Annotated in this window: 9 protein-coding genes; 6 read left to right on the forward strand and 3 right to left on the reverse strand. The window is 36.2% G+C overall.

All coding sequences use genetic code 11. The features are described from left to right. Positions 1-15: 15 nt before the first annotated feature. Together AAOP42_RS14100 and AAOP42_RS14105 are read right to left on the reverse strand one after the other, a co-directional pair. On the reverse strand, positions 16-4,239 hold the full coding sequence (locus tag AAOP42_RS14100) for a CHAT domain-containing protein (protein ID WP_349529178.1): 4,224 nt from the start codon (positions 4,237-4,239) through the stop codon (positions 16-18). Positions 4,240-4,401: 162 nt separating this feature from the next. Beyond that, positions 4,402-5,541, reverse strand: coding sequence for a glycosyltransferase family 4 protein (locus tag AAOP42_RS14105; RefSeq protein WP_349529179.1), 1,140 nt, complete (start codon positions 5,539-5,541; stop codon positions 4,402-4,404). A 190-nt stretch (positions 5,542-5,731) separates the two neighbouring features. Between AAOP42_RS14105 and AAOP42_RS14110 the strand changes: the two genes are divergently transcribed. Beyond that, complete coding sequence (locus AAOP42_RS14110) at positions 5,732-6,664, forward strand: fatty acid desaturase (protein ID WP_349529180.1); 933 nt, start codon at positions 5,732-5,734, stop codon at positions 6,662-6,664. 28 nt (positions 6,665-6,692) lie between these two features. Here the strand turns inward: AAOP42_RS14110 and AAOP42_RS14115 are convergent, their stop codons facing one another. Beyond that, positions 6,693-7,640: a fatty acid desaturase family protein gene (locus tag AAOP42_RS14115; protein WP_349529181.1), complete on the reverse strand. Its 948-nt coding sequence runs from the start codon at positions 7,638-7,640 to the stop codon at positions 6,693-6,695. A 184-nt stretch (positions 7,641-7,824) separates the two neighbouring features. Between AAOP42_RS14115 and AAOP42_RS14120 the strand changes: the two genes are divergently transcribed. The 5 genes from AAOP42_RS14120 (at position 7,825) to AAOP42_RS14140 (ending at position 13,628) form a co-directional block, all read left to right on the forward strand. Next, positions 7,825-8,949 carry a phospholipase D-like domain-containing protein gene (locus tag AAOP42_RS14120; RefSeq protein WP_349529182.1) on the forward strand — a complete coding sequence of 375 codons (1,125 nt, stop codon included), beginning with the start codon at positions 7,825-7,827 and terminating at the stop codon, positions 8,947-8,949. 113 nt (positions 8,950-9,062) lie between these two features. Next, positions 9,063-9,998 (forward strand): CDP-alcohol phosphatidyltransferase family protein, encoded by a 936-nt coding sequence (locus AAOP42_RS14125; protein ID WP_349529183.1) that lies wholly within the window; start codon positions 9,063-9,065, stop codon positions 9,996-9,998. 66 nt (positions 9,999-10,064) lie between these two features. Continuing rightward, positions 10,065-10,802 carry a phosphocholine cytidylyltransferase family protein gene (locus AAOP42_RS14130; protein ID WP_349529184.1) on the forward strand — a complete coding sequence of 246 codons (738 nt, stop codon included), beginning with the start codon at positions 10,065-10,067 and terminating at the stop codon, positions 10,800-10,802. A gap of 58 nt (positions 10,803-10,860) precedes the next feature. Next, positions 10,861-11,478, forward strand: coding sequence for a deoxynucleoside kinase (locus AAOP42_RS14135; protein ID WP_349529249.1), 618 nt, complete (start codon positions 10,861-10,863; stop codon positions 11,476-11,478). A 128-nt stretch (positions 11,479-11,606) separates the two neighbouring features. Then, a complete protein-coding gene (locus AAOP42_RS14140) occupies positions 11,607-13,628 on the forward strand; it encodes a dipeptidyl-peptidase 3 family protein (RefSeq protein ID WP_349529185.1) in 2,022 nt (673 codons plus the stop codon). Positions 13,629-13,726 lie beyond the last annotated feature (98 nt).

The following is a 13,726-nucleotide window of genomic DNA, read 5'->3' on the forward strand; positions in this document are numbered from 1 at the left end:
GTTTTTTGGATGATCTCAATTCAACCCAATCATAATGAATGGCCCCCAATAGATTGGGTCTACAAATTCTTCTCTTATTGTCTTTTTAGCATCTATGAAAGACTGGCGTTTGTTGCCAGTCTGTAGCCAGTTTTTATAGAACTGAATCATCAACTTCTGAGTGGCTTCATCCGAGACTTTGAACAAACTCATGATGATCGTTTTAGCTCCGGCTACAAGGAAAGCACGCTGCAAACCATAAACGCCCTCTCCTGCTTCTATCTCTCCCAATCCCGTCTCACAAGCACTCAAAACCACAAGCTCTGTTTTATCCAACTTCATATTCATTGCTTCATAGGCAGTAAGAATTCCATCGTCCAAATTAAAATTGGAAGTGGTCTGGTTCAAGATGTCACCCGCCCCAACCAAAAGGAGTCCTGTTTTCAACAAGGGGTTTTCTGCCACCAGGTTTTCTTTCAGGCCAATATCTTCAGAATTCAATTCTGCATTGGGTTGGAAAAACCCATGAGTAGCTATATGAAATATTTTAGGGTTGTCAATGTTTTTTACTTTCTCTTCGGTTGCATCTGTATTGGTATAATCTTCCGTAACCCAACCACTTTCTCTCAGCAGGGCTTTAAGATTTTTAATTTCCTCTTCAGTGCCTGGCAGCCTGCCAATAACATCAGGATTTCCACCTCTATGTTGACTGGCCTCTCCAGCCCATTGTCCGGGATCAGATGATACATAAAATATCGGGTCTCCAAACATCATAGCCACATTGGCATCCTGAACTATATTTGACCTTACTTTATTGGTGTATAAATCTTTGGTATTACTGACAAGTACTATATTGGACTTATCCAAAAGGAAACTACCATCTGCCAGTTCAATAGATTCAATATTAATTTGATTGTACACACCGTCTGCTGACAAATATATGGTGGATGGTTCTCCGATAACAAGTTCTATTGGTTTCCAGAAATTTTCATAAGACCGTTCATCAGGCAACTTGAATTTCATAATATTTCGGTAATACTTCAAGTATTTTTTCTCTAATTCTTCTCCATTTTTCAACAATATCAATCCAGGTTTGCTCTTGCTATTGTCATTTTTCACATACATTACTGCGTACATCACAGAGTCTGTGAAATGATGATTGAATACTCTAAACCGAACCATCTCAAGTGCTATTTCTCCCGGTTTCAGTGCATTTTTCACTTTCTCCCATGTCACAGGCTGATTGTCAAACTCAGAAGAAAATCCTGATGACTTTTCGCTTAACTGTTTTTCGAGGGTTTCTACTTCTTTTTGCACTGAATTCGGATCGATACCCGCTTCAGCTAGTTGAGATGCACTCATGGCAATCGCACGGGTTAGTAGTTCCTTTTTGGCTTCCCAATCACTATACAACTGAATCAACCCTTCATCTCCACTACTTTGTATTTGCTGTCTAATTTTAATAGAGGAATTTAACAACAATGCTTTGGTTAAAAGTGCATTGTTGTATAGCGAACCTATCAAATCAGTATTCTTGCTGTAGTTAATCACAAGCGTATTGTAAAATTCATAGTCCTGTTTGATTGTATTCCAAAACTTAGCCTTTTCTCTTTCACTCAAAGCAGGAAAATAATCTTTTATGAAATTATTGTAATTGCCCAAAACTTCTTCCAGTGCATCCTGGGCTTTCTTAGGATTACCTTGCATGAAATAGGTTTTACTCAATTTGGAAAGGACTTTTACATACTCGGGATGTTGATCGCTGAAAAAACCCTCATACAATTTTCTGGCATTATGGTAAAAATCATCCGCTTCATCATATTTTTTTTGAGCATATAAAATGTCTCCTTTTAAAATATTGATCGTGGCAGCATTAATATTATTTCTTTTCCCAATTCTCTTTTCCCAAATCCTACCTGATGTATTTAGCATCCTATTTGCGTCAGCATATTTCTTTTCCGCTATATATACTATTGCCAGGTTTTTTAATATTTCTGCATAATACGGGTTGGAACCACCCAGATTTTTGCCAATAATCTTTTCTGCTTTCAAAAACAAATCTTCTATCTCATAGACATCATCATCCTTATAGTATTTTACCAGTGCTAATTCTGAGATAGCTCGTGCCACATCTACATGTTGCTCTCCAAACTGCTTGGTTCTTATTTCAATGACGTTCTCCAGTAACGTTTCGGCCTTCACATAATCCCCTAAAGTAGTATATACTTTAGCCAACTGCATGGCGGCAGGAGTGACTTTGGTGGAATTCTCTCCAAAAGTCGTAACACCAATATTGTAAGCATCTCTGGCCAATTTTTCAGCCTCTGAATACTCACCTACTATCATTTTGTGCCGAGAACTCAACACAAGTGGTTCAGTCAGGTGACGATTATTCTCACCAAATTGTCTTCTCCTCTTTTTTAAGATTCCTACAAGAATAGTTTCGGCATCTCTGTATCTACCAATATCAAGATATACCTCAGCCAATTCATCTCCAGTATCAATAGCCGCAGATTCCACTGTTTTGATACCCCGTGCCTGTATCTTTTCAGAATAGATGATATCATTTTCAGCTGCATCATATTCTCCTTTAAGGGCTAACAAGGTAGCTTCAGTAATCAAAGCCTGTGCAAAATATGCTTCCGAAAATTCATCTTTTCTGCTTTTTAAAATCGTAATGGCTTCCAATATATTTGCCTCTGCTTTTGCATATTCGCCTATTTCTAATTGGAGGTTGGCAATTTTATCCAACTCTACAGCATAAGCAATATCCAAATTGTCATATTTCCTCCTGGCCGTTTCCAATGAAATATTGAGGATTTCATTAGCTTTTGCGTATTCATCATTTTCTTCATAAAAGAGAGCCAGATGATCAAGTATTTCTACATAATCCACATGGCCAGGAGTGATCTCTTTCTCCAATATCTCTCTAAAATTCTTTTGATATATTTCAGCAGCCTGATCAAAATCATCTGTATAGTCAACCAAATAATTAGCCATCTTAACTTTGGTCAAACTATACTCAGGAGAGTCTTCTCCATATAGCTCTTTCTTTATTTCCAATATCTGCTGAAGGTAATTATAGGAGTTTTCATTTCGGCCATTAATTAATGCCACTTTATTAGCAAACTCTAACAGGTCAATCCTTTTGGAGTGGTATTTTGGAATTACATTATCTGTGGCAAGAAACTTCATTACTTTATTTTCCAGCCCTCTGTCCCTGCCTCCGGACAACACATCATAGTCCAGAGTTTCAAGAATGATTCCATTAATACTCTTAGTTCCATAGTCCTTTTTTATGGTCTTTCGAAACTCTGTTTCCATGTTCCTAAGTTTCACTTTGTTATCATTCTTCATATAGCTCTTAATAAGCCTTTCCTGAATCATTATAGTGATATAATGAGAAGGGGCATATTTCCTAACTGTATGCAAGTACGCTTGTTCATATTTATCAACAACAGCTCCTACTTCCATACCATTTTGTTCCAAAAGAAGGGTGTTGTAAAACTGGTTGGCACTGTATAGTATATCAGACTTTTTGAGGTTATCCAAAATCCATTCATTCGCAAAAACAAAAGCCGAATCTGCACTCAGGTAATTTCCCATTTTCCTAAATGCATTTCCTTTGAACATCATCATTCTGGCATAGTCCCTCAGACGCTCTCTGATTTGTTTTTTCTTTAAATCATCAACATCCAACGTTCTTCCTCTATAGTATTCCAAGCTACCATTAATAAGAGTAAGAGCATCTTTATTAAACCCTTTACCAACTAAAATTTCAGCTTTCATTACATCGAATGATGCCTGTATATCTTCATTGAGCCCTCCCTGCTCTTTTATTACTTTATAGCTATCTTCCAAATAAGCTCCTGCCTGTTGAAAGTCTCCATATAGTATCATGACCTGACTGGCATCTTTTAATATAAATGCATGTTCAAGTGAGCCGACTCCACTTACTCCCTCACTCATTTGTATAGCAGAGTCCAGTGAAGCCTGTACATTTTTCAGAATGCCCAGAGCAACATCGTACTTGGCTTCAAGAGCCATAGCCATAGCGAAGTAGTTGCTATTTGCTCCATAAGACTTTATAGACTCTTTTTTTAGCTTATCTACAGTAGATCGGGCATCTTCATAATTTCCTATTTCGTAATCATCATCAGCCTTGTCCAATATTTTTTCCCATTTACTCTGTCCATACGAAGTGTGTATTACAACAATACAAAATAGGATTATTAGTAGATTTATTTGATTCTTTTTCATAAATATAAAATTACGAATTTTTTTTCAATTTGTATAATTGAATATATAGACATTGTTTTTAAATATATTGATAACTAAATATAGTCTAACAAGTAGCTGAATTCTAAAAGTTTAAAAGAACATCAAAATAAAACCCAATCAATAAAGAGACTATCTGACAAGTCATTTCAAAATTTCTTTATAAACCTTTAGTACTTTGCTGCTTACTGCCTTCCAATCATATTGTTTTACCTCTTTTCTTCCCCATGTTATCATTCTGTTTCTGACATCTGAATTTAAGTATAATTTCTCCAGGCTTTTGGTAAAAGTGTCTAAATCCCTGGGTTTGGGGAAGTACTCTAGCCACTCACCCTTAATGACATTTTTATATCCCTCATTACCAAATCCGACCATGGGTATGCCCATTGCCATAGCCTCCAATAAGACTATACCAAAGCTTTCACCAAAAAGTGCTGGTGCTAAAAACACGTTGGCAGTATTCATCAATTTAAGTTTTTCATTTTCTTCTATGTATCCTGTAAATACTACATCATCTAACTTTTGATCTCTTACGTATGCTTCTGCTTCCTCTTTACCATCTCCATCTCCTGCGATTATCAGACGTATATCTTCATATCTGCCTTTCAATAAGGCAAATGCTTTCAAAGCATATAAAACTCCTTTTCTGGGTTCCAACCTACCTACAAAAAGTAAGTTGAATTTTCCATCATTATATTCTTCTGAAATTTCCTGTTCCGCTTCATACACCTGCAAATCAATCCCATTTGGAATAATATTCATGGGTTTGAAAAAAAGACCTTTAATATACTTACTTTGAGAAGACGAAACCGAAATGCCAGCTTGTCCCAGAAAAGACATCACAAAAGCACCAAAAGGCATTAAACCTTTACCCACCAAATACTTTCCAATCCAACTATCAGTAGGTGTGTCATGAAAAGTAGCCAGATGTTTTGTTTTCTGAAAAAAACTTAAGAACCTGATTTGGTATGACAAAAAAGGAGTCCAGCCATTGTGGTAATGGATAATATCATATTGCTCTTTTTTCAAATGAGCTCTCAATCTTTTCACTTCGCTACCCAAAGCAAGTGACAGGTCTATTTTTGTTGAGCGTGAAGTAGTGCTTTTCTTCTTTCCAAATTGATACACTCCGGCTAATAACTCATCATCGGGATTAGATATCAGAGGCGTAAGTATGTCAACCTGGTATCCATGTGTTCTTAAAGCATTCGTAAGACCAATGATGTGATTTTTGACACCACCCGGCCTGGAAAAGTCATAAGGACACACTTGAGCTATCTTCATACTACTGTCGATCTAAAAGCGAAAGTATTCATAATTATACAAATTCATCAATTTCAATATTTGAAATACCTAAAGAGTTTTTTCGAAGTGTTTGATAAAGAGTATCAGAACTATTTTGAAATTAAAATCTTCAACGGTTATAAGAAAATAAAACAGTATTATCTTTGCTCTTTTAACAAGCCAATTTGCAATGGAAAAGAAAGGTTTTTACTGGTCTGAGGAAAGAGAGCCACACTTTAACAGAAGAAAGGAAATTCTGGAAAAACACCCTGAGGTCAGGGAGCTGTATGGAATTGACAAAGGGTTGAAGTATAAATCACTGGGGCTGGTAATATTTCAGTTGGTAAGTGCGCCTTTTATAGCTGAATTAGCCTGGTATTGGTATTTATTGATTGCCTATGTAATAGGAGCATCTGTAAGCCACACTATTTTTCTGGCCATACATGAATTGTCTCACGATTTGGCTTTTAAGAAAAAATCTTACAACAATTGGCTTGCTATCATTACAAATATTCCGATCGTTGCACCTTATGCTATTTCGTTCAAAACCTATCACTTAAAGCACCATTGGGAACAAGGTGACGAAAAACATGACACTGACCTGCCTACCGAAGCAGAAGCAAATACTTTTAGGGGCAGCATAATGAAACTGCTGTGGGCAACCAACCAGATTCTTTTTTATGCATTCAGACCAATGTTTGTACACAAAATAAAGCTTGAAAAATGGCATTATATCAACATCGTTTTTCAACTGATTGCCATTTCAGTTTACACTTATTTTGTTGGCTTTGGTGCGTTGACTTACTTACTCGTATCTATATTTATGGCTGGGAGTCTTCATCCTCTGGCAGGTCATTTTATTTCGGAGCACTATGTTTTCAAGGAAGATCAGGAAACTTACAGCTATTATGGCCCATTGAATAAGTTTGCCTTGAACGTAGGTTATCACAATGAACACCATGATTTCCCGACTATACCGGGAACGAGATTACCGAAACTAAAAAAAATGGCACCAGACTTTTACGACCATTTATTTGCCCATAAATCCTGGACAAATGTGATTTATCAATTTATCACAAATCCCAATATAGGATTGCACAGCAGGGTAAAAAGGAACAGGTAAAATTTTGATTCACTAAAAAGACAAAGCATCAAACTTCTGCTCCTAAATGAACAAGGTTTTCATTCTCACTGGTTTGATTGACCCAGTCTTCATCCTTATCCTGTTCTTTTGGAGGCAGTGAAATAATTTCATTCAAATAATTAATGCGCTTACCAGGATAGATACAAACTTCCCAAAGGTATGCTGACAACCAATACCTGTTCAAATTGGGGTGAACATAGGGAGCAAATTCTTTTTCATAAATCTCAGGCAAAAGACTCCAATGCAAAGTAGGTCTGTCATGATGCAAACCATGATAACCATTATTGAAAGTAAAGAAATTCAAAAAAGGATTCGTGAAATTTCTGGAGTGATTGTAAGGGTGATCTTTGTCACACCCATCGTGCTGCCAGTAATTGGTACCTACTATCCCCCACTGAGCATAGCCATGAGGTAAAAAAATCAACAGCAAGGCGGCAGGCCAGTTAATCAACAATAGTATAAATTTGATACCCAGAACTATTCCCAATTCAATTCTGTATTGTATATACCACTTGGGATTAGTTTTTTTCATTTTCTGAGCCCACCGCTTTTCAGCATTCAGAATATCAAACATTGTAATAAAAAAGAACAACACCTGATTTAGGAAATTCCACTTAAACCTCAATTTACTGGTTCTAGATATGTCTTTTAAACCAGCAAGATTCTGATGATGGCTCAGGTTGTGCCCGGCTACATAGCCACTTACTGAATGTCCATAGGTAAAGGAAAGTACAACCTGAAAAATTTTATTCGCTGTTTTGGATCTGAATATAGGAGTGTGAATGGTATTGTGGACAATAACTGCGCAAAAGAAAGACCACCAACAAACTCCCAAAACTATGACAGCATTTATATACCAAGGCATGATAGGAAAAACCACCCAGGCTATTGTGGTGAAAACAAAGTATAATATTACAAATACCAGTGTCCGTATGTCTGCCTTGTATTTCAACATTTTAGGTGAACGATTAACAGTTACTACATTCGTCTTAAAGCAAAGTTAAAAATATCAAGTTTAACATTGTCTAGGAATCAATCCTCAAAACTAGTCCAATATCTCGAACATAATATCCTTACTTTAGAATTCGAACGTGGTTTTGGCTTTATTTGTACTTCCTTTTATCAAACAATACTTCATTTTGAATCAAAACAGCGTACTGGTTGATGCCGAAGCATTCAAGCAAAGACTAGAAGAGACCATCCCTGGAGCCAAAGAGGTAATCTATGTCCAAGCTATGACTTTTGAAGGAGATAAAACAGGCAAATGGCTGATCGATTTATTGATTCAATCAACCGCTAGTGATATTCGCTTGTGCATAGATTCTTATTCAAAATTTGTGATTAATGATCATTTTATTTTCAGTCCAAAATATTTTCTCGACAAAGATTTTAGAACAGAAGTAAAAGAAACAAGATCCCTCTTAAAAAAAGCAAAAGCACATGGCATCAAAGTAAAGGTTACAAACCCATTGGGTTTTCTCTTCTTAAAATATCCATTTAGAAATCATAAGAAAATAGTTGTAGTAGATGACATCTCATATCTGGGCGGTATCAATTTCAGTGAGCACAATTTTCTGTGGCATGACATGATGATAGAAATACATGATGATAAAATCAATGAACAGCTAAGAAATGACATTAATCAGACATTTAATGGAATCAACCAAAACAAAGCTGTCAACTTAGGTGAATCCCAAGTTTATTTTCTCGATGGGTGGAGAAGTCGAAGTAAATATGATGAAATCTTTTCATCTCTCAAGGAAGCTCAGAAAAGCATTCATATTTTTTCGCCATATATATCCGATCCGTTGCTCACTTTCATAAAGAACAACATCAATCCAAATGTAGAATTGAATATTATTTCTCCCAAACAAAACAACAAGTCAATGTTCAAATCATTGCTTCAAAATGAAGTTTTAGAAGGATACTTCAACTTGTGGTTGTATCAAAACAGAATGTCTCACCTCAAAGCCATTTTAGTAGATAACGAAGTTTTAATAAGTGGCAGTAGTAATTTTGATTTTGTGAGCTACTACTTCGAACAAGAAGTTGTACTTGTCTCAAGAGATAAAAAAATAGTGTCTGATTTCGAGCGTTATGTCAAAATCCCGGACTTGAAAAACAGCACCCTTCTTTCAATATCAGGGATAAGAAAAAATCGTTCAACTCAGTTCAAGTATTTTATTGTGAAAAATTCCTGTCGGATTTTGGCTTTTATTTATAATTCTTTAAAGCATAACAGCAAAGAAACCAATACTATTTAATATGTGCATTTTCCAATTCTCACAATGAATTAACTATTGAGTTCAACACAATTAGTATCCTAATTAAATACTTTTGCATCCGGTTAACAATCCCAAGAATTAAGAAAATACTAATGATTCAAAAACTCCAAAATCATATCAAAAATCACTATGCTGAAGTTCTAACCACTATCAAATTAATGGATATAGAGGAGCGTTTTGATCTTGTATTTAGTCGTTTTTTTGGTCTTTATTTTGCTAAATTGGGAGTCAAGCTACGAATGACTCCAACTCAAGTTTCTTTGTGGAGTCTGTTTTTTGGTATCATCGGAGGTGCGCTATTATACTTCCAAAACATCTGGCAAATCACATTGCTCGGATCATTGCTGATCACTTTTGCCGGCATATTGGATAGTACCGATGGACAGCTGGCCCGGATGACAAATCAAGGCACTGAAATGGGGCGCATAATAGATGGTACTATTGATAATTTCGTTTTCCTTTCCTGCTACTTTTTCGGATGCACTTACTTTTTCTTTGGAGATATTGGTTGGCCTGTTGTATTGTTAGGATTAAGTGCAGGATTCATTTCGCACACATACAGTTCCGCTATCTATGATTTCTATAAATGTGATTTTCTGCTTTATGTTGGAGAATTCAAAGATTCAAAAATCCCAACAGTGCAAGAAGTAAAAAACAAAAACTGGGGAAACTCCTTTGTTCAAAAGATCCTTCATCTAATCTATATTAATTATACTCAGAACCAATACTTACTATACACCCGTTCAGAATCAACCAGGGATTTGTATGAACAAAAAGCGTTCAATAAAGGGACAAAAAAAGAATTCAAGTCATTGTATCGGGAAAAATTTGGTCCATTGATGTTCTGGTGGGCATTGGTAGGTGGTACCAATACACACCGCACTTTGATAATGGCATTCAGTATAGCTGGCAGGTTTGATCTGTATTTAATTGTTTGCCTGCTCAAATTGATTCCCCTCTTTGTAATTGTTTTGGCACAAAAACGCATTGACAAGAAGTTTGCAAAACGCATTGAATCTTTAGATTGAAAACCCATGGACTTGGTGTGTTGAGGCTTAATTGATTAACATTGCAAAAAACAATTGATCCTAATTATGGTATGTATCATTCTGGCTGCAGGTAAAAACATAAGACTCGACAATGGCATACCAAAATCCCTCTCTATAGTAGGAAATGAAACTTTGCTTGAAAGGCACATCAACCTTTTTCAAAAAATAGGTGTTACTAAATTTTGCATAGTTGTCGGATACAGAAACGACATGCTGGAGGAGTATATTTCAAATCTAACTTTATCTTCTGACATTGACATTCAGGTGGTTTACAATAAAGACTATTCCTTGCAAAATGGTCATTCATTGCTATGTGCCGCTGATTTTGCAGAATCAGTCAAATGTGAAGAATTTTTCTTTACAATGGCAGATCACTACTTTGATTTTACCTTGCTCCAAAAAGTAAAAACTGAACTGACCTTTTCCAATGATGAATTGAAACTGGTGGTAGATGCGCCAGGCGATCACAACAGGCATATAGATCTGGAAGATGTAACCAAAGTAAAATCTGAAGAAGGTTTTATTTCCAATATTGGAAAAGAAATAACCGACTACAACTATTTTGACACTGGTCTTTTTTATGCTAAAAAGAGTGTTTTTTCTCACTTGAAAACAAATATCCTTCAACAAAAAGGATCGATATCTGATTTAGTACAATTTTTATCTCAAAACAAAAAGTCTTCGATAATTGACCTTACAGGTCATTATTGGAATGATATTGATACACATGAAGACTTATCTCAAACAAGAAAAGACCTGTTGATAGAAGTTGTCAATCAGTGAAGCGTTAAATTTGAATCTGTATATCTTTTGAGCGAATACTATGGCAAATGATGCAAATATGCATATCGCAGTTTCTGGTAATATTGGTGCCGGAAAAACAACGCTTACCGAAATGCTGGCAAAGCACTACCGTTGGCAGCCAGAATTTGAAGATGTAGAGGACAATCCATACCTGACAGATTTTTACAACGACATGCACAAGTGGTGCTTTCATTTGCAGGTCTATTTTCTCAATAGTCGATTTGAACAAATAAATAAGGTAAGATCCGGAGGTAAGACTGTGATCCAGGACAGAACAATCTATGAAGATGCTCATATTTTTGCCAAAAGCTTATACAAACAGGGTTATTTCAAAGAACGAGATTATCAAAATTACAGAACACTGTTTGACTCCATGATTAAGTTTATCAAAGCACCTGACTTACTCATTTATTTGAAGGCTGACATTGGCAAACTGGTGCACAATATTGAATTGAGGGGCCGGGATTATGAAAATGCCATACGAATAGACTACCTCAAAGGACTCAATGAACATTATCAGGATTGGGTAGCAAATTATAAAGAAGGAAAACTCCTGATTATTGATGTCAACGATATGGATTTTGTGAACAATCAGGAAGATTTTTCAAGCATAGTCTCGCGAATTGATGTGGAGATATATGGCCTTTTCAGCTAATAGCGAGACCATCCAAAACACCCTGTCACCAACCAAAATCTAATCTCGCCAAACAGGATGGAACTATTGAATCTTTGGCCAGACAATTATAAATTGCACAATATTCGAAACATTCTAACTCCATAAAAATGATTAAACAATTTATTCTCTACTTACTTCTGATAACCGTACTGGTTTCATGTACTCCAAAAGAAGGAATCAAACAGGATGTTGCAAAAGCAGAAAACTTTCAGTACCTGAGTGAACAGTTTGCAGATTTAAAGATAATCAGGTATCAAATTCCTGGATTTGACAAGCTCACCACCAATCAAAAGAAATTGGTCTATTTCCTCACTCAGGCAGGTCTGTCTGGCAGAGACATTATTTACGACCAAAACTACCGACACAATCTTTCAATCCGTACCGCATTAGAAAGCATTATAAAGAATTATTCCGGTGACAAATCCTCTGAAGACTGGAAACAATTTATGGTTTATACCAAAAGGGTTTGGTTTTCAAACGGCATACATCACCACTATGGCATGGAAAAAATCATGCCTGAATTCAATCAGACTTTTTTCGAACAATTACTAAAAGATACTAATACATCCCTTGACAAGGAGGTAGTAAATATAATTTTTGATCCTTCCACAGATGTTAAAAAAGTAAACCTTGATCCTGGTAAAGGACTGTTACTTGGATCTGCAACTAATTTCTATGACTCAGACATTACAGCCAAAGAGGTAGATACATTTTATGCATCAAAAACGGATAACAATAAAGAAGAACCAATATCTTATGGTTTAAATTCAAAATTAGTCAGAGATGAAAATGGCAACCTAAAAGAAGAAGTATGGAAAGCAGATGGAATGTATGGCCCGGCTATAAAAGAAATTATAAAATGGCTCGAAAAAGCTACAGAAGTAGCTGAAAACGATCAACAGAAAAAAGGACTACAGTTATTAATTGAGTATTACAAAACCGGAGACTTAAAGATTTGGGATGATTACAATATCGTGTGGGCAAGTGCTACCGAAGGTGATATTGACTACATCAACGGGTTTGTTGAAGTATATAACGATCCTAAAAGTTACCGTGGGTCTTATGAATCCATTGTTGAAATCAAGGATTTTGAATCTTCTGCGAGAATGGCCAAACTGGAACAAAATGTCCAGTGGTTTGAGGACAATTCTCCTATCATGGATGAGCATAAAAAGAAAAATGTAACTGGTGTGAGCTATAAAGTGGTAAATGTAGCAAGTGAATCGGGAGATGCATCACCAAATTCTCCCATAGGAGTAAATTTGCCAAATGCCAATTGGATCAGGGCAAAGCATGGATCTAAATCAGTAAGCCTGGGAAATATCTCAGATGCCTATGACAAAGCAGGAAGTGGAGGCCTTCTAAAAGAACTGGCCTACAGTCCTGAAGAAATCGAAAGAGCCAGAAAATATGGAGAGATAGGAGACAAAATGCATACTGCCTTGCACGAAGTGGTAGGTCATGCTTCAGGTCGAATTAACTCTGGCGTTGGTACACCTAAAGAAACTTTGAAAAACTATAGCTCAGCACTGGAAGAAGGCAGAGCAGATTTAGTAGCTCTTTATTATTTGATGGATCCAAAATTAGTAGAACTTGGCTTGCTGGAAAATCTCGAGGCAGGTAAAGAAGAATATGATGGATATATCAGAAATGGAATGATGGCGCAACTAAGAAGGCTAAAGCTAGGGGATGACATAGAAGAGGCTCACATGAGAAACAGACAAATGATAGCGTCATGGGCTTATGAAAGAGGGCAGCCTGATAATGTGATAGAGAAAAAAACAAGAGACGGAAAAACATATTTTGTAATTAATGACTACAACAAACTACGTACGCTTTTTGGTCAACTACTCAGGGAAGTACAGCGAATAAAATCAGAAGGAGACTTTGAAGCAGGAAGAGACCTGATAGAAGGCTATGGGGTAAAGGTGGATCCAGAAATTCATCGTGAAATATTGGATCGGTCTAAAAATCTGAATTCTGCACCTTATGGTGGCTTTATCAACCCTGTACTAGAACCTGTGACAGATAGTAATGGAGAAATAACCGACATAGTAGTAAAATACCCAGCTGATTTCACCCAACAAATGTTGGAATATGGTGAAAAGTATTCTTTTCTAACTAATTAAGAAATGAAATTGTAGGAGAAGGCTTCTCTCAACATGAGTAGCCTTCTTTTTATTCAAACAAAATTTAGAACACACCGCATTTTGAGAAGACAACTTTT

Origin of the sequence: Reichenbachiella sp. MALMAid0571 (genome assembly GCF_040151475.1) — a bacterium.
GTDB lineage: Bacteria > Bacteroidota > Bacteroidia > Cytophagales > Cyclobacteriaceae > CAXBNB01.

What these genes read in the sequence shown, in the direction of transcription:
- AAOP42_RS14130 (WP_349529184.1), top strand. Translation starts at nt 10,065, where the DNA reads ATGGTATGTATCATTCTGGCTGCAGGTAAAAACATAAGACTCGACAAT.
- AAOP42_RS14125 (WP_349529183.1), top strand. Translation starts at nt 9,063, where the DNA reads ATGATTCAAAAACTCCAAAATCATATCAAAAATCACTATGCTGAAGTT.
- AAOP42_RS14135 (WP_349529249.1), top strand. Translation starts at nt 10,861, where the DNA reads ATGCATATCGCAGTTTCTGGTAATATTGGTGCCGGAAAAACAACGCTT.
- AAOP42_RS14100 (WP_349529178.1), bottom strand. Translation starts at nt 4,239, where the DNA reads ATGAAAAAGAATCAAATAAATCTACTAATAATCCTATTTTGTATTGTT.
- AAOP42_RS14110 (WP_349529180.1), top strand. Translation starts at nt 5,732, where the DNA reads ATGGAAAAGAAAGGTTTTTACTGGTCTGAGGAAAGAGAGCCACACTTT.
- AAOP42_RS14140 (WP_349529185.1), top strand. Translation starts at nt 11,607, where the DNA reads ATGATTAAACAATTTATTCTCTACTTACTTCTGATAACCGTACTGGTT.
- AAOP42_RS14105 (WP_349529179.1), bottom strand. Translation starts at nt 5,541, where the DNA reads ATGAAGATAGCTCAAGTGTGTCCTTATGACTTTTCCAGGCCGGGTGGT.
- AAOP42_RS14115 (WP_349529181.1), bottom strand. Translation starts at nt 7,640, where the DNA reads ATGTTGAAATACAAGGCAGACATACGGACACTGGTATTTGTAATATTA.